The organism is Rhodococcus sp. 3258 (assembly GCF_031456475.1).
Classification (GTDB): Bacteria; Actinomycetota; Actinomycetes; order Mycobacteriales; family Mycobacteriaceae; genus Rhodococcoides; species Rhodococcoides fascians.
The window spans coordinates 111,263-130,740 of sequence record NZ_JAVDUT010000010.1 but is presented as its reverse complement, the minus strand read 5'-3'; the positions used below and the strand labels follow the sequence as shown (position 1 = coordinate 130,740).

Annotated in this window: 19 protein-coding genes; 11 read left to right on the top strand and 8 right to left on the bottom strand. The window is 63.1% G+C overall.

What is annotated here, in order from left to right; all coding sequences use genetic code 11:
* The first annotated feature begins 127 nt into the window (after nt 1–127).
* Complete coding sequence (locus J2X62_RS23240) at nt 128–478, top strand: VOC family protein (RefSeq protein ID WP_310183698.1); 351 nt, start codon at nt 128–130, stop codon at nt 476–478.
* 164 nt (nt 479–642) lie between these two features.
* A complete protein-coding gene (locus J2X62_RS23235) occupies nt 643–1,359 on the top strand; it encodes an excalibur calcium-binding domain-containing protein (protein ID WP_310183695.1) in 717 nt (238 codons plus the stop codon).
* Here J2X62_RS23235 and J2X62_RS23230 read toward each other — a convergent pair.
* Entirely contained in the window at nt 1,356–1,865 is a 510-nt protein-coding gene (locus tag J2X62_RS23230) for an O-acetyl-ADP-ribose deacetylase (protein ID WP_310183692.1), read from the bottom strand. The two genes, J2X62_RS23235 and J2X62_RS23230, sit on opposite strands and share 4 nt — an antisense overlap.
* A complete protein-coding gene (locus tag J2X62_RS23225) occupies nt 1,862–2,788 on the bottom strand; it encodes an ADP-ribosylglycohydrolase family protein (RefSeq protein ID WP_032406463.1) in 927 nt (308 codons plus the stop codon). The genes J2X62_RS23230 and J2X62_RS23225 overlap by 4 nt, the downstream gene beginning before the upstream one ends.
* A 62-nt stretch (nt 2,789–2,850) precedes the next feature.
* Here J2X62_RS23225 and J2X62_RS23220 point away from each other — a divergent pair, with 62 nt between their 5' ends.
* The 8 genes from J2X62_RS23220 to J2X62_RS23185 all read left to right on the top strand — a co-directional run bounded on the left by J2X62_RS23220 (nt 2,851) and on the right by J2X62_RS23185 (nt 12,920).
* The gene (locus J2X62_RS23220; protein ID WP_310183689.1) at nt 2,851–3,525 is read left to right on the top strand and encodes an NrtR DNA-binding winged helix domain-containing protein; all 675 of its coding nucleotides are present in this window, start codon (nt 2,851–2,853) and stop codon (nt 3,523–3,525) included.
* A gap of 48 nt (nt 3,526–3,573) precedes the next feature.
* Nucleotides 3,574–4,734, top strand: a complete 1,161-nt coding sequence (locus tag J2X62_RS23215; RefSeq protein ID WP_052066746.1) for a hypothetical protein — start codon at nt 3,574–3,576, stop codon at nt 4,732–4,734.
* Between the two features lie 91 nt (nt 4,735–4,825).
* A complete protein-coding gene (locus J2X62_RS23210; protein ID WP_310183684.1) occupies nt 4,826–6,124 on the top strand; it encodes a T3SS (YopN, CesT) and YbjN peptide-binding chaperone 1 in 1,299 nt (432 codons plus the stop codon).
* A gap of 91 nt (nt 6,125–6,215) precedes the next feature.
* Entirely contained in the window at nt 6,216–7,235 is a 1,020-nt protein-coding gene (locus J2X62_RS23205) for a diiron oxygenase (RefSeq protein ID WP_310183681.1), read from the top strand.
* A gap of 61 nt (nt 7,236–7,296) precedes the next feature.
* Nucleotides 7,297–8,895, top strand: a complete 1,599-nt coding sequence (locus J2X62_RS23200) for an FAD-dependent oxidoreductase (RefSeq protein WP_052073555.1) — start codon at nt 7,297–7,299, stop codon at nt 8,893–8,895.
* A gap of 171 nt (nt 8,896–9,066) precedes the next feature.
* Nucleotides 9,067–9,876 (top strand): hypothetical protein, encoded by an 810-nt coding sequence (locus J2X62_RS23195; RefSeq protein WP_310183678.1) that lies wholly within the window; start codon nt 9,067–9,069, stop codon nt 9,874–9,876.
* Between the two features lie 90 nt (nt 9,877–9,966).
* Nucleotides 9,967–11,283, top strand: a complete 1,317-nt coding sequence (locus J2X62_RS23190; protein ID WP_143537158.1) for a DUF2786 domain-containing protein — start codon at nt 9,967–9,969, stop codon at nt 11,281–11,283.
* Nucleotides 11,284–11,303: 20 nt separating this feature from the next.
* Nucleotides 11,304–12,920 (top strand): AMP-binding protein, encoded by a 1,617-nt coding sequence (locus J2X62_RS23185; RefSeq protein WP_310183675.1) that lies wholly within the window; start codon nt 11,304–11,306, stop codon nt 12,918–12,920.
* Nucleotides 12,921–12,929: 9 nt separating this feature from the next.
* Here J2X62_RS23185 and J2X62_RS23180 read toward each other — a convergent pair whose 3' ends face one another.
* From J2X62_RS23180 to J2X62_RS23170, 3 genes are all read right to left on the bottom strand, one after another.
* Nucleotides 12,930–14,525, bottom strand: coding sequence for an ABC-F family ATP-binding cassette domain-containing protein (locus J2X62_RS23180; RefSeq protein WP_179274410.1), 1,596 nt, complete (start codon nt 14,523–14,525; stop codon nt 12,930–12,932).
* A 91-nt stretch (nt 14,526–14,616) separates the two neighbouring features.
* Entirely contained in the window at nt 14,617–15,318 is a 702-nt protein-coding gene (locus J2X62_RS23175) for an aminoglycoside 3'-phosphotransferase (protein WP_027497709.1), read from the bottom strand.
* Nucleotides 15,315–15,992: a vancomycin high temperature exclusion protein gene (locus J2X62_RS23170; protein WP_045841347.1), complete on the bottom strand. Its 678-nt coding sequence runs from the start codon at nt 15,990–15,992 to the stop codon at nt 15,315–15,317. The genes J2X62_RS23175 and J2X62_RS23170 overlap by 4 nt, the downstream gene beginning before the upstream one ends.
* Nucleotides 15,993–16,306: 314 nt before the next feature.
* Between J2X62_RS23170 and J2X62_RS23165 the strand changes: the two genes are divergently transcribed.
* A complete protein-coding gene (locus J2X62_RS23165; RefSeq protein WP_027497711.1) occupies nt 16,307–17,680 on the top strand; it encodes a dicarboxylate/amino acid:cation symporter in 1,374 nt (457 codons plus the stop codon).
* Nucleotides 17,681–17,740: 60 nt separating this feature from the next.
* Here J2X62_RS23165 and J2X62_RS23160 read toward each other — a convergent pair whose 3' ends face one another.
* The 3 genes from J2X62_RS23160 to J2X62_RS23150 all read right to left on the bottom strand — a co-directional run bounded on the left by J2X62_RS23160 (nt 17,741) and on the right by J2X62_RS23150 (nt 19,469).
* Nucleotides 17,741–18,136: a hypothetical protein gene (locus J2X62_RS23160; RefSeq protein ID WP_310183672.1), complete on the bottom strand. Its 396-nt coding sequence runs from the start codon at nt 18,134–18,136 to the stop codon at nt 17,741–17,743.
* 12 nt (nt 18,137–18,148) lie between these two features.
* A complete protein-coding gene (locus J2X62_RS23155) occupies nt 18,149–18,706 on the bottom strand; it encodes a DUF3558 domain-containing protein (RefSeq protein WP_310183732.1) in 558 nt (185 codons plus the stop codon).
* A 73-nt stretch (nt 18,707–18,779) separates the two neighbouring features.
* The gene (locus J2X62_RS23150; RefSeq protein WP_310183669.1) at nt 18,780–19,469 is read right to left on the bottom strand and encodes a DUF998 domain-containing protein; all 690 of its coding nucleotides are present in this window, start codon (nt 19,467–19,469) and stop codon (nt 18,780–18,782) included.
* Nucleotides 19,470–19,478 lie beyond the last annotated feature (9 nt).

Sequence of the window (19,478 nt, the reverse complement as noted above, 5' to 3'; positions counted from 1 at the left end):
GTCTGAGAACGCCCGAATTCGGACTGGTGACGACCCTACTCGAGCCACCGACAAGTTCTGTCCGGTGAGTCGAGCCCTCGGCACCGGTCCGTATGTGCAGAACCCGACAGCAACGGAGGAGAACGACATGTTCAGACACATTTTCGCGGTCGTGGCGGTCCGGGACATCGATATCGCGAACGCCTGGTACGAGACGTTGTTCGACCGCCGGGCGGACAACAATCCGATGTCGACACTGGTGGAGTGGCAGGCCGCTCCCGGAGCATGGGTGCAGGTGACCGTCGATTCCGAGCGTGCAGGCTCGTCGCTGGTCAATGTGGCGGTCGACGACCTCGAACCGTTCGTGTCGGCGGCCCACTCGCGCGGAATCGACTTCGCCGACATCGTCGAAGCGAACAAGGGTGTTCGGCTGTCCACGGCCACGGATCCCGACGGCAATTCCATCACCGCTATCGGCGGTTTTCGCGAGCACTACTGAGCCGGGGCGTGCCGTCTCGGCTCGAGGTGTAACGACGCTCGCACGCGGTGCGACATGGTGGAAGGAAATGCGACCGCCCGGTTCGGAAGAACGTGGGGTTGCTCCCGTCTCGCGGACACCCTTCGCCGCGAGACCGACACCCCGTGACCCGAGGACGATCCGACATGACCAGTGCCTACCCACCACCGTTCCAGCGCCCCGCACCCGAGCCAGCTCCTTCTCGACGACCCCCCGTCGGCAGGATCTTCGCCTGGGCGGCAATCGTTTTCGGCGCGATCTTCTTGATCGGAGCCATAGTCTCGTTCGAGTTCGGTGCGGTACTCGTCGGCGCATCGATGCTCGCTGCGGGCGTCGCGTACCTTCGGTTGTCCCCTGAGCGTGGACGCAAGGGTTGGGCCGTACCGGCGATCGCTGTTCTTCCGGCATTGATCGTCATGGGACTGACGGGGTCGACCGAACCCGAGAAGGTGGCCGTCACCCCGGTCGCGGCCGTGCCCGCGCTACCCACCGTGACGACGACCTCCGCACGTCCGACGACCACCACACCGGCACCGACCACGACGACCACGGCCGCTCCCACCACCGAGCCCGTCGCCGCGATCGTGGAAATACCGACGACGTCGGAGTACACCACCGCTCCCGAGCCCGTCTACATCCCCGAACCTGTCTACATTCCCGAACCTGTCTACATCCCGGAGCCGGTATACACACCCGAGCCCGTCTACACCGTTCCCGCGCCGTTGGCAGCGGTGCCGGAGAGCGTCTACTACGCAAACTGCTCCGCGGTGCGTGCAGCAGGCGCAGCCCCTATCTACGCCGGCGACCCGGGATACGCGAGCAAACTCGACCGCGACGGGGACGGGGTCGGCTGCGAGAACTAATTCACCATCCGCTGTGTCAGCTCCGCAGCCTCGCGAGAGTATGCGACGAGCATGACGAGGTCGACGGATGGCCGCGCCGACTTGACTGCAAGGACCTGTCGAGTGATGGCGTCGTGCATCGGCCAACCGTAGGAGCCGGCCGAAATGAGTGGGAAAGCAATGGATTTCAGATTCATCGACGCCGCCAACGCCAGGCTGCGCAGGTAGCACAGGCGTAGTAGTTCGGATCTGTCTTCGTTCTTCGAATAGCGCGGGCCGACGGTGTGGATCACGCAACTGGCGCGCAACCTGCCTGCGGTGGTGGCCACAGCGGCACCGGTGTCGAGGCCGTGGGGCAGGGTGGTGGCCCGCAATGCCTTGCATTCCGCGAGGATCGTGGGGCCTCCGGCCCGATGCAGCGCGCCGTCCACCCCACCGCCGCCGAGGAGTCGGGTGTTGGCCGCATTGACGATCGCGTCTGCGGCCACCTCGGTGATATCACCGTGCACTACGTCGATGATCGTCATGCGTCGTCCTTTCTCTCGGCGATCGCGATGGCGATGCGATCGAGGTCGTCGGCGCGCAGCCCCGGGTAGCCGTGGACCAGCTCGCGCCACTGCGTCGGGACCGCCGACGCGCCCCACCGTGCACCGAGAAGTCCGCCTGCGATCGCGGCGGTGGTGTCGGTGTCCCCGCCTGCTCGGACACACAGTTCGAGCGCGGCAGGAAGGGGCAACGATGCGTCTGCCGCGCGATGTATCGCCCACCAGGCCGTTTGGAGCGCGTGCACGACCCAACCGTTCTTCGGGAAGTCGGTCGGCTCGCCCTCCCGAGCGCTGCCGAGCAGCGGCTGCCAGAAGTCCCGGACATCGGGTTCTTCGTGGCGCAGGAAGTCGGCGATACCGTCGTACGTTCCGTGTAGCACCGCGTGCCGGATCGCGTGCGACCACAGTTGACATGCCTGACCGGCACGAGGATCGGAGTGGGTCAGCGCGCTGATCCGCTCCGCAGCAGCCCGGCATCCGGTCACGTCGTCGAGATAGGCCAGCGCGACGGGCGCGGTCCGCATCAACGAGCCGTTTCCACCGGTCCGGCCGGTCAGCGACGCCGCGACCGCGGCCATCTCCGATCCGGTGCTCGCTCTCTGCGACAGCACTTTCCGGGTCTGATTGCCGACGTCGGGAGGATTCACCGCGAACCAGGCGCGGAAGTTCGCTGCCACCTCATCGACGTCTCCGCCGATCTCGAGAGCGCTCGCAACGCACAGTGCCATCGACGTGTCATCGGTCCATTCCCCCGGGGCCCAGTCGAATGCGCCGCCGCCGATCATCGCAATGGCGGTCTCGTGCGTCGGATATCCGAATTCGTACCCCGCGCCCAACGCATCGCCCACTGCAGTGCCGAGCAGTACCCCACGCGCCCGATCCCGCTGATTGTCGGTCAAGTTCATTCGCTGCCCCTTAGATCGTTGTTGATCTAACAATAGATCAGACTTGCGCTAAGCTGCAACCCATGACGTGGACGGACCGAGACGGCAAGGCTCTGACCGATTACCCGCGACCTTCGGTTGCGGTCGATGTCGCGGTCCTGACGGTCCGTGAACAGCAGCTACAGGTCGTTGTCGTGCCCTCTGAGCGGGGCCTCGCACTTCCCGGAACGTTTCTGCGCCCGTCGGAAACCCTGACCGAAGCCGCCGAACGCGCACTCGAGTCCAAGGCGAACATCGTCGATCTGCAGTTCCACCAACTCAAGCTCTTCGACGAGCCCGGCCGCGACGACCGCGGTTGGGTGCTGTCGATGGCGCACGGCGCAGCAACACCGAGTCGATCACTGCCTGCGACAGCCGAATCGGTCGCCATCGACGGTGTGGTGCCGGGCTCGACGCTGGCGTTCGATCACAGCGAGATGGTCACCGAGGCAGTGCTGGACCTCCGAGCTCGCTACGCGCGAGAGATCGACCCTGCCGGATTTCTGGATTCCACCTTCACACTCCTCGAACTGCGGTCGCTGTACGAAATCGTTTTCGATCGCGCGTTCTCCAAAGACACGTTTCGCCGCCACGTCATCACCGCACTCGAGGGAACGAGCACGACGACGACGGCAGGTGGCGGTCGCCCCGCCGAGCTGTACCGCCGGGCACCCGATGCTGCACCGGCCGCTTCTGCGGACTCGTTCCTTCGCGGCTAGAGGCGTCACGCGACGAAACCGGACATGTCAGCGGATAAGCTGCGAGCCATGGGATCGAAGCGGCCTGCCAACCGCGGACAGAAACGTGCAGAAAAGACCAAGGCCCGGCAACGGCGTCACCAGCAATCTCGGCCGGCACCGACCGGTGTCGTATCCGAGCGGATCAGCGATCTGATCGACGGTTTCGTCGAGTGGCTCGACGAGAGCGAGATGTCGGAGCAGGCCGAGGCAATCTCACGGTTGGTGTCGTCGACACTGACCCAGTTGTCCGGTGCGCGCCACGGGTTCTCCCCCAGCGCGTGGATTCCCGCCGATGCGCACCTGCTGGTGGATGCTGCAGAACGCATCCTGCAGGAGGAATCGGAGACCGCCGAGGACACGGCGGTGAACCTCGTTCTGACGTCACTGCAGTATCTGACGTTCCTCGACGAGACCGATCTGTGGGACGGCAGCCCCGAGGACTACGCACACTGCATGGAAGACCTCTCCGACTTCCTCGAGGGCGACGAGCCCGACATGCTCGACGCAGACGACATCGATCTGCCGAACGTCTCGCTCGACCAGGAGCTTGCGGCCATTTCGGCTCTGCCGCTGTTGCCTGCGCTCGATGACATCGTTGCTCGCGTCGCCGACGGACTCGCAGTGTCGGACGACGTCCATCTACGCACCGCCGTCGGCCCGGCTCCACTCGACCCCGCCGGACTCACCGAGTCCTCGGACGTTGCAGCCGTCGATTACTGGTCGACGGCCATCGCGACCGAATTGGTCCGGATCGACGGCGACACGGCCAAGCTCGGCGACAACGCCCCCTCTCTGGCCAAGCGTGAGGCGGAGACCGTTCATGAGCTGGTTGCCGAACACGTCCGAGTGCAGCTGTCCGGAGACGCCGACGACCCCGACGTGTCCCGTTCGCTGGCCAACACGTTCGCGGTTCAGACCCTGCTGGCCGCGATGACCGACGAGCTGCCTCTGAACAACGAGGGCGAGGACTACGCCGATTTGGAAGGTGAGGACCTGCGGACGGCGCAGCTGATCGACCACCGGGTTCGATCTCTGATCGAGCAAGGCATTCTCGTTCGAATCGAAGAGGTCCTGGCGGTTCCACATGCGCTGCGTCCCGCCGTTCTGGACGGCGTGGCCGAGGCACACCCTTTCGGGGCGCTGGACGAGGAGACGCACGAGACGCTCGAGGACTCGGCGTCGTCGTGAACGCACTCGCGCGCGCCGAGACTCTGTCGGTGCTCGCCGCTAGCGTGACCGACGCCGCGTTATCTCAGCGCGATTCGGGTAAGGAGCCGACATGAGCGATTCACTCGAGTTCGACTTCGACGTCGACTCGGCATGGATGCACTTCCAGCGCCGGCTCGGCGAGTACGTCAGCGCCATGCGCGACGGTGACGCCTTGGTGATCGAGTCTCGATACGACAGCACGGACGGCGTTCCGGACACCGCGGCCTGCGTCCAGTTCTACGCCTGGGATCTCGACATGGTTCGCTGCGAGCTGCCCGCCAACGAGCACCTACACAGTAGTCGGGCCATCACCGACGCTCACCGAGAAGCACTGAACGCGTTGGGCTTTCGAACGTCCCGGGATTCCGAGCCGACGCCACCCCACGTCGACCGCAATCGATCGTGGTCCGATGATCTGGCGAATAAGACCGTCGCGGTGTTCCGTGACATCTGGGGCCTGCCGCACCCGTCCTTTCTGAGTTCGCGGGCCACCGGACGCTACGACGTGCCGAGCTTCGAGGCCAGCACCGAACCCGTCTCGGCAGTCGTTCCACTGTGCGTGCAGCCGAAAGGCAAGGACCACCTGCAGCAACTGGTCGATCGTGCACTCGAACCCTGGTTCGGCTTTCCGCCCGATCACGACCCCGACGGCGACATCCCTCTGCGATTCGTCAACGGCACCGCATACGTCACGGTCAAATCCACCGAACCGGTCGTCGAGATCAACTCGACGTTGGTGCACGCGGTCACCGGTCGCACCCGTGCAGCCGAGTTGCTGGTCGATCTCAACGTGCAGCTTCCCGATGTGATGTTGCATCTCGTCCAGGACTGCATCGTGGCCCAGGTACGTGTCAGCGGATCACCGTTCGTGGCCGATCACCTGCTGTGGGCGGTCCGGATGCTCTCGCACGTGTGGGAGCAGGTCGACGACAAGTTCGCCGAGGACTTCGGGGGCAGGCTCGGCGAACCGACCCCTCCGGTCCTCGAAGGTGACGACTTCCCGGACGGTCTGCTCGCGTTGATAGAGCTGATCGCGGATTCGCCCGATGCTGTCGAGCCACGCACCGTCCTCGAGTGCTGCTCTTCGGACCGTGACGTGGTCGTGTCGTATCTCCGCATCAGCGCCGAGCAGGAGGCATCGTGGCGCGGCATGGCGGTAGCCGCGGACCTGGGCGACGAACACTGCGATGTGGACGAGGCGGATCGCGAGGCCGCGAACTGGGGTCGCGCAGTGGCTGCCCTGCGGGAGGTGCTGCGGAGCACCCCCGAACAGGTCACTCCTGTGGTCGATCCGTCGGCGATCCAATTGCAGCTGTTCGAGACCGACGAAGTCGCGGAGGTGTCCGACGAGCGTTCGGACGATCAGTAGCGCCGTCCGAACAGAAAAGTTTCGACGGGCTTCCCTTTCATGTTAACTGGGGTTACATTAACTCCATGTTCGCATCACGTTTGGAGAAGCCATGACACTGACGACCGGCACCACGTCCGTTTCGGTGGACATCGACGCCACGGACGAGCAGCAGTACAACGAAACACTCACGTTGCTGTCCGAGGGTTCGGTGCACAAACACTTCGATCCTTACGTCGACATCGACTGGGAGTCCGAGAAGTTCGCGGTTCCCGCCAATGATCCCCGCTGGGTACTGCCCGCCAAGACCGACCCTATCGGGGGCCATGACTGGTACAAGTCCCTGCCGCTGGACCGGCAGATCGAGATCGGCATGTGGCGTCAGGCCAATGTCGCCAAGGTCGGCCTGCAGTTCGAGAACATTCTGATCCGCGGCATGATGCAGTACGTATTCTCGCTGCCCAACGGTTCGGCCGAGGCGCGCTACTGCACCCACGAATCCATCGAAGAGTGCAACCACACCCTGATGTTCCAGGAGATGGTCAATCGGGTGGGTTCCGACGCTCCCGGCATGAGTCGACCGATGAAGATGCTCTCGCCGTTCATCCCTTTGTTCGCGACGCTGCTACCCGAGTTGTTCTTCGTCGGGGTCCTCGCAGGCGAAGAACCCATCGACCACATTCAGAAGTCGGTGCTTCGCTCCGGCGAAGAAATCCATCCGATCATGCAGAGCGTGATGGCCATTCATGTGGCCGAGGAGGCTCGCCACATCTCCTTCGCGCACCAGCTCCTTCGTCGTCGTGTGCCCAAGATGTCCAAGGCCGGACGCTTCCTGCTGTCGCTGGCCTTCCCGGTCACGATGCGCATTCTGTGCGACGTCATCGTCATCCCGCCGAAGAAATTCTGGACGAAGTTCGACATTCCGAAGAGTGTCAAGAAGGACCTCTTCTGGGGATCCGAGCAGTCGCAGCACGCTCTGCAGGACTACTTCGGTGATGTGCGCATGCTGGCCACCGATACCGGAATGATGAACCGGGCGGCTCGCCTGATGTGGAAGCTGTGTGGAATCGACGGCAAGGCATCACGTTTCCGTAGTGAGCCGGACCGCAGCTCGAGCCAGTTCGCCGCATAGCCCTCTCGACACCCCACGCGCCAGTTATCCGTACAGCAGCGCCCGCCGTCAGGAACCCCACATGCCCCACGTCGTCACCCAGTCATGTTGCAGCGACGCGTCGTGCGTCTACGCGTGCCCCGTCAACTGCATACACCCCACCCCCGACGAGCCGGACTTCCTGACGGCGGAAATGCTGCACATCGACCCGCAGTCGTGTGTCGACTGTGGTGCCTGTGTGTCGGCCTGCCCGGTGGACGCCATCGTTCCCCAGGCCAAACTGACCGAGGCTCAACTTCCGTTCCTGACCATCAATGCCGACTTCTACAAGCAGGAGCGGCCGCCACGGCCGATTCTGGCTCCGGTCACGCCGGCCGCCTCGGTGTCGAGAGATCGCCAACCGCTCCGAGTGGCGATCGTCGGGTCCGGACCCTCGGCGATGTACGCGGCCGACGAGCTGCTCACGCAGCCGGGGGTCAGCGTCGATGTCTACGATCGGCTTCCGCAACCGCACGGTCTGGCACGCCTGGGTGTTGCACCCGACCACCAGAAGACGCGTCAAGTGTCACGGCTGTTCGAAACCATCTCGGCGCAAGAGGGATTCACCTATCACCTCGGCGTCGAGGTAGGAAAAGACGTGACGCACGACGAGTTGATGGACACCCATCACGCCGTGATCTATGCGGTCGGAGCGTCGTCGGATCGCGAACTCGGTATCCCCGGAGCCGAACTGCCCGGGCGCACGTCGGCGACCGACTTCGTCGCCTGGTACAACGGCCATCCCGATCACGCTCACCGCACGTTCGATCTGTCACACGAACGAGCGGTCGTCATCGGCAACGGCAACGTCGCACTCGACGTGGCCCGGATCCTGACCATGGACCCCGACGCACTCGCCGCGACCGACATCGCCCCCCACGCCTTGGAAGCGCTGCGCCACAGTGCCATTCGAGAGGTGATGGTCGTCGGTCGGCGCGGCGTGGCGCAATCCGCATTCACGGTGCCCGAATTCGCGGGACTCCTGACCGTCCCCGACATCGATCTCACCGTCGATCGCAGCGAGCTCGCACTGGATCCGGTGACGGTACGACTGGCCGGCACCAACGACCTGCCTCACGCGGTCGCCCAGAAGCTGCAACTGCTGCGGCACGTCGACGAGTCACCCGAGCACATCGACGGCCGAAAACGCATTACGCTGCGCTACCTGCTCTCCCCCACTCGAATCCTGGGCACGGATCGGGTCACCGGGGTCGAGTTCGAGCGCATGGGTCTGACCGCCGACACCGACGATGTGGTGCGCAGCACCGCCACCGGCGAGATCGAAACGATCGACGCCGGCCTCGTACTCACCTCCATCGGATACCGCGGCGTCGCGCTGCCAGGAATTCCGTTCGATCACGCAGTCGGCATCATCCCCAACCTCGGCGGCCGCGTCCTCGAGGAAGTAGGCGGATCCCCGTCGACCGGTACGTACGTCACCGGGTGGATCAAGAGAGGACCTTCGGGCTTCATCGGCACCAACAAGTCGTGTGCTCAGGAGACCGTCGGACATCTGGTCGACGACTTCAACGCAGGCCGCCTGACCGATCCGATCGATCTGCCGAGCGCATGGACGGCGGGCTCGGGTCGAGGGTCGCTGCGTCGCTCGAAAGACAAATTGCTGGCACTGCGCCGATCCTGACTGATCGGCTCCGACACCCCACCCGGTCGGGATCAATGCGACTGTCAGTCGCTCTGAGTGCAACAAAGCCACATTCATCCGGTCAGGGGTGAGGTTGAAGCGTCTACTATTAGGGTACGTACTTTCATCGGCCACCGATTCGCGGCGGGCCAACACCTCGAGGAGACCGAGATGCCGGGCCTGCGTCGCATCACAACCACAGCCGCTGTCCCATTTGTCGGAATTGCCATGGCGCTCGCGTGCGCCGCACCGGCGCAGGCTCTGCCCACACCGGGCGATCTGGCAGATGTGCCGGCGCGGACGTCGATCTCGTACGAACACGTCCCGACGGGTACGTACGTCGGCAGCGCAGAGGACAATTCGGCGCGCCCGGGGTTGTCGACGGTCAAGCTCTACATGGCCGACTACGTCGTGCGCTTCGGAGACGGTTCGCCGCGAGATCGCGACCTGGCCGCACGCATGGTCCAGGTCAGTGACGACGGTGCCGCCTCGGTACTCGACAACAAATATCCCCAGGCCATCGATTCGACGGCAACGGAGTTCGGACTCACCTCTACCTCGCGGGGCGGTTTCTGGGGCAGTTCCTACACCAGCACAGCCGACACCGTGCGATTCCTGGCGGCGAAGAAGCGAACAGACCCCCCCAGCCCGGTCCTCGGCTGGATGAACTCCGCCGCACCGGTTGCAGCCGACGGAACCGTGCAGGACTGGGGCACCCAGCAACTACCCGGCGTGACCGGTAGCAAATGGGGATGGGCCGACGACGGATCGAGCGTGGTTGCGTCCACGTCGATCGGTGACGAGTTCGTCGTGGCTTCCAACACGTATGGACCGCGCCGCTCACAGACCGACGACGTCCTGGCAGCGCTGGGCGGCGTCGACTTGACGGCACCGCCCGCTGCTTCTCCTGTACCGAACCTTCCCGTGATTCCCGGCCTGCCGTCGGTGGAAGAACTGCTGCTGATGCTCGCTCCTCGCTGACATGTTCGAATAACTTGTCGGACCCCTCCCCTACTCTGCGATTCACCGAAAAGTTCGGGGACCACACCGGGGGACGTGGAGGGGACGACGATGAGTCGTATCGATCTGGACAGCTTTCAAAATTTTCACCGCACCGGTCAAATCCGGCCGGACGCGGATCCGGTTCGCCTCGTCGAAATGGGCCTCGACTACGCCACTCGAGGGTCAGGGTGGAAGGCGTACGTTCGGCTGGTTGCAGACCGTCTCGCGAAATTCGAGTGCACGCCCGAGGTCGATCCTGCGTACGCCGTATCAGCACGGATACTCGACCACTCTGTCGACAGGTTGTTCGAGATCGGTTGGCAGCCGGCCGAACTCGCGCACGCTACTCGAAAGATGGTCGGGGGCGCGGCCGGGATGCTCGTGGTGGAGGCGATCGCCACCCATGCGGGGCGTTCCTCTGCCCTCACCAACGCACCCGATTCCTGGCGAGAGCAACTGATCGATCTGAAAATCGATTCCACCGCAGGCGTGTCCGTCGACCGTCTCCGGAGGTGGTGTGCGAGGCCTCGGGTCTCCACGTCCGACTCCTGGAACACGGTGTTGACCGTCCTCGGTCATACGACCTCACTGGGTTCACTCGACAAGCTGGTTCCCATTCCGTCGCAGTGGTCGTCGGTTCGATCCTCGCCCGCACCGTCATCGGCCCGCAAGAGTGGCGTCTCGGATTCCAAGATGCTGGGCAAGATCCGGGGGTTACTGGCAAAGGCGGAGTCCACCCAGTTTCCAGCCGAGGCCGAGGCGTTTTCGGCGAAGGCTCAAGATCTCATGACCCGCTATGCCATCGACCATGCGCTGCTCGAGTCCGACAACCCGCGCGGTTCGATCGGCGACGTAACCACCCGCCGCATCTTGGTCGACAGTCCGTACTCGGAGGCCAAGTCTCTTCTCCTGCACAGTGTTTGCGAAGCAAATGGTGCCCGAACCCTGTGGTACAAGCGATTCGCTCTGGTCAACATCGTCGGGCTCGAAGTCGATCTGGATTTGTGCGAGCTGCTGTTCACATCGCTACTCGTGCAGTCTTCTCGCGCACTCGACGAACTCGCCGAATCACCGGAAGCCCGAGGTCGCAGCTTCAGAAAATCTTTTCTGATCGCGTACGCCCACCGTATCGGCCAGCGCTTGCTGGAAGCTCGGGAGCGAGCTACAAAGGCGGCGTCGGAGCATCACGGTAGCGCCTTGCTGCCGATCTTGGCCGAGCGCAGCGATGCCGTGAACAAGGCATTCACGGCCATGTATCCGTCGACAACGGAGGTGCGTATCGAGGCACGCGATCATGCGGGTCGACGTGCAGGCCGTGCCGCCGCCGAACGCGCCGACCTTACCGGTGGGCGCGAACGTATCGACAAATCAGATCTGGCCTCGTAGTGCGCGCTACATTGGCTGACATGACCGGTCTGGATACTCCGCTGACACCACTTCGCTTTCTCGAACGCGCTGCGGAGGTTCATGCCCACAAGATCGCCGTAGAGGATGGTCCGCGCACCTTCACCTACGAACAGTTCGCCGCCGCCGTCACCCGGCTCGCGCATGCACTGCGCGCGTCGGGGGTCGGCCACGGCGATCGGGTGGCCTACATTGCGTCGAACTCGGCAGAGCTGCTGTTCGCGCATTACGCGGTGCCACTGGCCGGCGCCGTTCTGGTCGCCATCAACACCCGGCTCTCACCGGACGAAGTTCGGTACATCTGCGATCACTCCGGTTCGGTTCTGTTGGTGGGTGATTCGGCACTGTTGGCCGGTCTCGGAACGGACCCCATCGCAGATTCGGTCACCGAGATCGTCGAGACCCCCTCGGTGGACGGCGCGTACGACAGGCTGCCGCACACCACGCGATACGACGCGTTCCTCGAACGGGGCACGGACGAACCCATGGAGTGGGAGGTCGACGACGAGACGTCGACCATCACGATCAATTACACCTCGGGCACCACCGGTCGACCCAAGGGCGTGATGTACACCCACCGCGGTGCTTACCTCAATTCCCTGGGAGAACTTCACCACCAGGGATTCGGGGGCGACACCCGCTATCTGTGGACTCTGCCGATGTTCCACTGCAATGGATGGTGCACCACGTGGGCGGTCACGGCCGCGTCCGGCACCCACGTGTGCCTTCGCGGAGTGCGCGGCGACGCCATCTGGTCGGCCATCGACAACGGCGTCGACCACCTTGCCGGTGCGCCGACCGTGTTGACCACTCTCGCCACTGCTGCAGAGGCACATTCACTCGATCGACCGTTGACCATCGTCACTGCGGGAGCTCCTCCGAGCCCGACGATCATCGCCAAGATTCGAGCATTGGGAGCAACGCTCGTACACGTCTACGGCCTCACCGAAACCTACGGTCCGTATTCGGTGTGCGAGGCGAAGCAGGAATGGCTCGAACTGGACGCTGACGAACAGGCCCGTCGCTTGGCTCGACAAGGAGTCGGCATGCTCACCGCAGACCGTCTGCGCGTGGTCCGCGACAAGCCTGGCCCCAGTGGGGTTTTGATCGATGTCGAGCCCGACGGCACCGAAATGGGTGAGATCGTCATGCGCGGCAACAACGTCATGAAGGGGTATTACAACGACACAGCCGGAACGACACAGGCTTTCGCGGGCGGCTGGTTCCATTCCGGTGACCTCGGGGTGATGCATCCCGACGGCTACGTTCAGCTACTCGATCGCGCCAAGGACGTCGTCATTTCCGGCGGCGAGAACATCTCCACCATCGAGGTGGAACAGGCACTGGCGAGCCATCCTGCCGTCGCGGACGTTGCGGTCATCGGGGTGCCCGACGACAAGTGGGGAGAGCGGCCGAAGGCGTTCGTGGTACTGGTGGCCGGCGTGGACGTCTCGGAAGCCGAGCTCGTGGCGCACGTGAAATCGGCCATCGCGTCGTACAAGGCTCCGCGCAACGTCGAGTTCATCGTCGAGCTGCCGAAGACATCGACGGGCAAGATCAGGAAGAAGGAGTTGCGCGACGCCGAGTGGGGCACGTCCGCGTCCAAGATCAACGGATAGCAACTCTGGTCACGCCATCTGCACACCGGCGATTTCGGTGACGCCGCCCTTGCCGTCGAACGACAGCTGCCGAAATGCCACCTTCTCGACGAAGAACCTGTCGTGGCTCACCAGAATCACCGCGCCGGGAAAGGCCGTCAGCGCACGTTCGAGCACCTGGGTGCTCTGTAGGTCGAGGTGGTTGGTGGGCTCGTCGAGCACGATGACGCCTGCGCCGAACAACAGGCACTGCGCCAATGCAACTCGTGCCTTTTGCCCTCCGGACAGCACGCCGATCTTCGATTTGAGATCCATCTCGGAGAACTGCAGCAACGTGAGAAAGCGGTGGACTTCCTTCTTCGTCGCCGTCAGAGCGAGACTGCCCGGCATCGCGTTGACCGAGTGCGACACGGTGTCGTCGAGATCGAGATCGGCGAGCACCTGGTTGTAATAGATGAACGACGGTGCCTTGGTCTTCCATTTGATCTTGCCACTGTCGGGTTGCTCGGCACCGACGAGAATGTCGACCAGCGTGGTCTTTCCGCATCCATTGGGTCCAGTGATGGCGATGCGGTCGCCGCGATGCACGGTGAACGAGATGTTCTCGAAGAGTCGTTGGTCGCCATAGCTTTTCGAGATTTCCGTGATCTCCGCGAGGTTGTCGTGCACATGCAAACCGCCGTAGATTGCGGTGACCACCGTGTCGACCGGGCGGGGGCTCTTGCTCTTCTTGATGTTCGCCAGTCGACGTTTGAGCACTCCGCTGGGGTTCTTCACTGCTTCCTTACGATCACTGATCGCTTCTTGCTCGTAGGCCAGCAGCTGCTGTTCGTTGCTGAACTCACGTTCGAGGTTCTTGAGTCGGAACTGCTTCTGCTGCACGTATTCCGAGTAGCTACCGTCATAGGTCTGCAGGTGATGGTTTTCGATTTCGACGATGCTGGTGACGACCTGCTCGAGGAATGCGCGGTCGTGCGAAACAACGAGTAGCGCACCGCGGAAGTCTCGTAGCCAGCGTTCGAGCCACGCGATTCCGGCGACGTCGAGGAAGTTCGTCGGCTCGTCGAGGAGCAGGACGTCCGGGGCCTCGATGAGGATCTTGGCCAACGCCGCGCGGTTGCGCCAGCCACCGGACAGTCGATCGACGGGGAGCTCCCGTCGTTCGGCGTTGAATCCCAGCATCGACAGCACGGTGTCGATCTGCTGGTGGTAGGTCCAACCGCCACTGTTCTCCATGGCGTCGAGCAGTTCGGCTTGGCGGTCGACGAGCTTGTACATCTGCTTCTCGTCCAGGTCACCGCCCAATGCGGCCTCGACCTCGGCCAACTCGGTCTCGATTGCGTGGACAGCACCGAAGAGAGATTCGAGCTCCGCTTGAATGCTGCGATCGCCGTCCAGTTCGGAGAACTGCGAGAAGTAGCCGATGCGAGCGCCCTCGGTGACGTCGACGGTCCCCGAATCCGGGGTCTCTCGGCCGAGAAGAAGCTGCAGCAGAGTGGTCTTGCCTGTGCCGTTGCGGCCGATCAGACCGATGCGATCGCCGTCGGCGAGGCGGAAGAACACCTCACGCAACATCACCTTCTGGTCGTATCCCTTGGCAACGTCGTTCAAGCGAATCCAGCTCAAGCGTCCACTCCTGTAAAACACGGGGTTCGCTGAGTCGTCGAACCGACTCGCTCACTGTAGTCGCGTCGGTGCGAACGCTCCGCGTCGCCGATCAGGTCGACTCCCACAACCACAAGTAGTAATCGAGCCGTTCACGGTCGAGGTCTATGCCGTACGCATCCAAGAATGCATCGCAGTAGCTCCGGCCGAAGTTGTACTCGGTACTCCAGATTGCCGGTGCCAGGTCTGCCCAACGATCGGCGACGCCCATGCTGCCCATGTCCACGTGCGCTGCGCAGGATCCGTCGGCGGCGATCAGGGTGTTCGGCATGCAGGCGTCGCCGTGACACACGACCAGTCGATCGACCGACGGAGATTTCACCGGCAACTCGCGATCGCCGATACGAGAGACCACCGACCAGTCGAACGGGCACTGCGCGACGGGGACGGCATCGTGAAAGGCGCGAAGGCCGGTTGCCGCCGCTCGGACCGCGGTGGCCGGGTCCTCCATCCAGCGATCGGCGACGGCGTTCTCCCACGGCAGAGCCTCAGTCATCATCCAGGACCCGGTAGCGTCCGAACCGGTTTCGAGGACTTTCGGAACCGGGGTGTACCGAATTACCCAGTCCAGACGACACCGCTCGTCTTCCAGGTCGATCGAGCTTTCGACCGGCGTCCACTTGACGTAGCGCGCCTGGCCGAGGCGGAATGTCATGCCTCCCAGCACATTCGACCACACAGGTTCGATTCCGTCGTACCCTGCCAACTCTCGTACGACGGTCGGGACCGCGATACCGCCGTCGGGCACGCTCATTTGCCGGTGATTGTCGCAAGTGAATCGTTCGGCGGGGACACAACGACTGGATCGCGTCCGGACCACAGATCGAGAACTGCTTTGGGGCGTGCCAACAACTCTCGTGCGTAGTTCCGCACAACAGCGAGCGTGTTGCAGTCGATGCAATCGGCGGTCACGCCGTCGACCTCCAGATCCATGTCCTCGCACAGCGCCACGGCGCGCGAGACGTGAAGGGGTTGACTGATGATGAGTCCACGTTCGACGCCGAACGTCTCTTTCGCGCGGGCGCACGTGTCGTAGGTATCGATGCCGTGATCGTCTCCGATGATGACGTCAGGGTCGATTCCATGCTCGATCAGGTACTCGGTCATAGCCTGAATCTCGTTGCCGGACTTGCCGTCTGCATCACCGGAGACAAGGATTGCCTTGATCTTTCCTGCCTCCATCAACTGAATGGCGGTGTCGAGCCGACCTGCGAGAAAGCGCATCGGTTTGCCGTCGCGCACCTGGGCACCGAGAACGATCCCTACTGGCGCGTCCGGTGCGTCGTCGACGTCGTAGACCTTGCCCGCCGTCGCGTACGCAACCCATCCGGCCGATGCCAGAACGACCGCGACCAGCGCTGCGACAACAGCGCACATCGCTTGTAGTAGTCGCCGAACCAGTCCTCGAGGCTTTGCTGTCGTACTCATGATCTCGTTTCGTCGGCTGCGGAAAACTCAACGTAGCTCACGAAATCGGCGAACCGTCGATCGCGCAGCGCACCCTCATCGATTCCACAGTGAACCCTCAGAAGAACCCTGCCCGTCGCGGCGATTGTCGGACGAGTACCGTCTTACCAGTGAATCCGCTGCTGACCTCTCGACGCTACGTCGACTTGCGTCTGCAAGCCAGCGCTACCTGTTGACGGTCCTCTAGACCGCAACCTCTCCGTCGGGCACATCGTCCCGATGAGTACTTTCTCGCCCACCTCTGTCGGCGTCTCTTCTTTTCGAAAGGCATAACCATGTCTGCGCCCAGCGCTACCCGTACGCGCCGTGTCCCTACCTGGGCAACCGCGTTCGGTCCACAAATCGTTGCCGGTCTCGTACTCGGTGTCGTGTTCGGGCTGATCGCTCGATCGATGCCCGACGCGGCCGATGGCAACGAAAACTGGTTGGTCGGTACCCTCTCGACCATCGGTTCGAGCTACGTCAAGCTGCTCACCGTCGCGGTCATTCCGCTGGTCTTCACGGCCATCGTCAGTTCCATCGCCAATCTTCGTGAAGTCACGAACGCTGCACGTCTGGCAATCCAGACGCTGTGGTGGTTCGCCATCACGGCGTTCATCGCGGTGATCATCGGCATCGTCATCGGTCTGGTCGCCCAGCCCGGATCGCGGACCAGCGCTGGGGCGGACTCGGCAGGAGATCCGTCCAGCGTCGGATCCTGGTGGTCGTTCCTCACCGGTTTGGTGCCGAACAACTTCCTCGCGCTCGGTGCGAAGACCACGGTTGCCGAGAGCGGTACCGCGACCACGTCGTTGAGCTTCAACATCCTGCAGTTGCTGGTGATCGCCGCTGCCATCGGTATCGCTGCACTCAAGGTCGGCAAGAAGGCCGAGCCCTTCCTCGCGTTCAACGCCTCGTTGCTGGCCATTGTCCAGAAGGTGCTGTGGTGGATCATTCGCCTCGCGCCGATCGGCACTGCTGCTCTGATCGGCAATGCTGTGGCCACCTACGGCTGGGACGCCATCGGTTCGCTCGGAGTGTTCACCGTCTCGATCTACGTCGGCCTGGCTGTTGTGTTCTTCGTGGTGTACCCGTTGATCGTTCGCGCTCATGGTCTTTCGGTGCGCGCCTTCTACTCGGGCGTGTGGCCCGCGACCCAGCTCGGTTTCGTCTCGCGATCGTCGATCGGCACTCTGCCTCTCACCGAGCGCGTCACCGAACGCAACCTGGGCGTGCCGCGTGAGTACGCCTCGTTTGCGGTACCGCTCGGGGCGACGACGAAGATGGACGGTTGCGCGGCAATCTATCCCGCCATCGCAGCACTGTTCGTCGCGCAGTTCTACGGTATCGACCTGACCATCACCGACTACCTGCTGATCATCGTCGTGTCTGTGATCGGTTCAGCGGCAACAGCAGGAACGACAGGCGCGACGGTGATGCTGACTCTTACGCTGTCGACCTTGGGACTGCCTCTCGCCGGCGTCGGCCTGCTGCTCGCAGTGGAACCGATCGTCGACATGGGCCGTACCGCGGTCAATGTCACCGGCCAGGCTCTGGTGCCGACCATCGTCGCCAAGCGGGAAGGCATCTTGAATCTCGAGCGCTACAACGCTCCGCGAAACGGCGATCCCTTCGTCGACGAGGAAGCCGAAGTGGAACTGGCTCGCTAGCAGGACGTTTCGAACGACCGATCCCGACGACCGAGCAACTGGGTCGTCGGGATTTTTCGTCTATCGCGGTGGCGACAGCGCTTCGACTGTTGCCGCGGTGGCACTGTCCACGGCTTCGACACTCGCGAAATAGTGTTGAAAGAACTCGCGCATGGTCTTGATGATCTCGATCTGCTGCTTGATCACAAAGCGAGCGGAGCCTTCTTCGCCGACAGCAAGGCGATGGAATTTGGCTCCGAGTTGTTGGGCTGACGGCAGATTGCCAAAAGCTTCAGGCCTCGACAGACCATTGGTCATCTCGAGCATCCTGGACAGGTCGAGCAAATAAATCTCGCATGCCCTGTCACACCGCTGGGCAACGTCCGATTCGACCGAGAGCTCGCCTGCGGAGGCTCGGTCCCGCAGCATCTGCCAATGAATGAGGTTGTCGGTGAGTCCGAACGATCTGTCGGTCATGCGTCTACTTCCTCACTTCGGTAGGTGCAGCTCGAGCTCGATTGCGTGCTCCATAACCTCTTCGCACGGATCACCCAAGGTGTCTTCTGAACCAATCGTGTCCACCACGAAAATGATCAGATTTCCGTTCACGTCAAGTGCGATGTCACATCCAGTTGGCGGGTTTCCTTGGTAGTCGGAGTTGTATTGAACTGCGTCACGCGAGCCGACCTGGACTGAGAGTTGCCGCTCGTTCTGTGGACTACGCAGATACTCGTCGATCGAGTTGATCGACGACATGACGGACAGGTAGTGCCAGGCCTCCGGCCCTCGTGCATCCCACGTGCAGTTCTTCCAACCCGGGTATGTGGTGATTCCTGCGAAGTCCGGCCGCTCCGTACTCACGTCCAAGCCGCTTGCTGTCACCGCAGATTTTGGGATAGTGCATGGATCGAATGGCTCTCGTGGACCCGGTGTCACCGCCGACGTGGATGTGTCCTCGCTCGCGACCGGGCTTCCATTCGTCGAGCCGGCGCATCCCGTCAGCAACAGCACCGCGCTGCACGCCAGAGCAATTCGACGTCCAGACATCACACGCATTCATTCAACCTCTCGACGCCGACGGCACTGACAGGTTGGACGCACGCAACGCGCGATCGGTTCCCTAGACGGGCTGCGAGGCCTCGGTCTCCTGTGACTTCACGGAAGCAGGACTCCTACGTTCGGCTGCCCACACCCACAAGGCCAGCGAGATCAATGCGATCACTTCGGCAACGACGAGCACGCGCTCCACATAACCGAGGGTGACCACCCGATACCAGGGTCGCGTGCCGACGGCACCGACAACGAGTGCGTATGCGATCGGGAGCAGCGTGCAGACGGACAGCACGCTCAGCCACAGTGTCGTTCGTGCCCGGACAGTCCATGGCCCCTGCCGAATCCAGGGCCGCGAGAACGCGAAGACCGCGACGGGGATGCTGACGAACGCCACAGCCGCACCGAGTCGATGGATCGTCCCGCCGAGGCTCAGCGACGCGTCGTTCGACCAATCCTGCTTCGGCACGGCGACAACGGCAACAAGGCCGATCGTCCACAGCATCAGACACAAGGACGCTACCGAGGTGGGTCGGGTGAGCCGTTGTCGCACCGCGGCCAGCAGAGTGAAAGCAGAACCCAACGCGAGCAGGACGACCCCGATCGAGAACACCCACTGCTGTGCGCCGAGTCCGTATTCACTGATCGTGCGCCGAAGGTGCGAAGGCGTCTGCCATGCAGTGTGAGCATCGAGAACCAGAACGACCAGCGCTCCCAACGCGATCGACACGGTGCCGACCTCGGCCGGACGTATCGACACGAAGACCCC

What these genes read in the sequence shown, in the direction of transcription:
- J2X62_RS23240 (WP_310183698.1), top strand. Translation starts at nt 128, where the DNA reads ATGTTCAGACACATTTTCGCGGTCGTGGCGGTCCGGGACATCGATATC.
- J2X62_RS23235 (WP_310183695.1), top strand. Translation starts at nt 643, where the DNA reads ATGACCAGTGCCTACCCACCACCGTTCCAGCGCCCCGCACCCGAGCCA.
- J2X62_RS23230 (WP_310183692.1), bottom strand. Translation starts at nt 1,865, where the DNA reads ATGACGATCATCGACGTAGTGCACGGTGATATCACCGAGGTGGCCGCA.
- J2X62_RS23225 (WP_032406463.1), bottom strand. Translation starts at nt 2,788, where the DNA reads ATGAACTTGACCGACAATCAGCGGGATCGGGCGCGTGGGGTACTGCTC.
- J2X62_RS23220 (WP_310183689.1), top strand. Translation starts at nt 2,851, where the DNA reads ATGACGTGGACGGACCGAGACGGCAAGGCTCTGACCGATTACCCGCGA.
- J2X62_RS23215 (WP_052066746.1), top strand. Translation starts at nt 3,574, where the DNA reads ATGGGATCGAAGCGGCCTGCCAACCGCGGACAGAAACGTGCAGAAAAG.
- J2X62_RS23210 (WP_310183684.1), top strand. Translation starts at nt 4,826, where the DNA reads ATGAGCGATTCACTCGAGTTCGACTTCGACGTCGACTCGGCATGGATG.
- J2X62_RS23205 (WP_310183681.1), top strand. Translation starts at nt 6,216, where the DNA reads ATGACACTGACGACCGGCACCACGTCCGTTTCGGTGGACATCGACGCC.
- J2X62_RS23200 (WP_052073555.1), top strand. Translation starts at nt 7,297, where the DNA reads ATGCCCCACGTCGTCACCCAGTCATGTTGCAGCGACGCGTCGTGCGTC.
- J2X62_RS23195 (WP_310183678.1), top strand. Translation starts at nt 9,067, where the DNA reads ATGCCGGGCCTGCGTCGCATCACAACCACAGCCGCTGTCCCATTTGTC.
- J2X62_RS23190 (WP_143537158.1), top strand. Translation starts at nt 9,967, where the DNA reads ATGAGTCGTATCGATCTGGACAGCTTTCAAAATTTTCACCGCACCGGT.
- J2X62_RS23185 (WP_310183675.1), top strand. Translation starts at nt 11,304, where the DNA reads ATGACCGGTCTGGATACTCCGCTGACACCACTTCGCTTTCTCGAACGC.
- J2X62_RS23175 (WP_027497709.1), bottom strand. Translation starts at nt 15,318, where the DNA reads ATGAGCGTGCCCGACGGCGGTATCGCGGTCCCGACCGTCGTACGAGAG.
- J2X62_RS23170 (WP_045841347.1), bottom strand. Translation starts at nt 15,992, where the DNA reads ATGAGTACGACAGCAAAGCCTCGAGGACTGGTTCGGCGACTACTACAA.
- J2X62_RS23165 (WP_027497711.1), top strand. Translation starts at nt 16,307, where the DNA reads ATGTCTGCGCCCAGCGCTACCCGTACGCGCCGTGTCCCTACCTGGGCA.
- J2X62_RS23160 (WP_310183672.1), bottom strand. Translation starts at nt 18,136, where the DNA reads ATGACCGACAGATCGTTCGGACTCACCGACAACCTCATTCATTGGCAG.
- J2X62_RS23155 (WP_310183732.1), bottom strand. Translation starts at nt 18,706, where the DNA reads ATGTCTGGACGTCGAATTGCTCTGGCGTGCAGCGCGGTGCTGTTGCTG.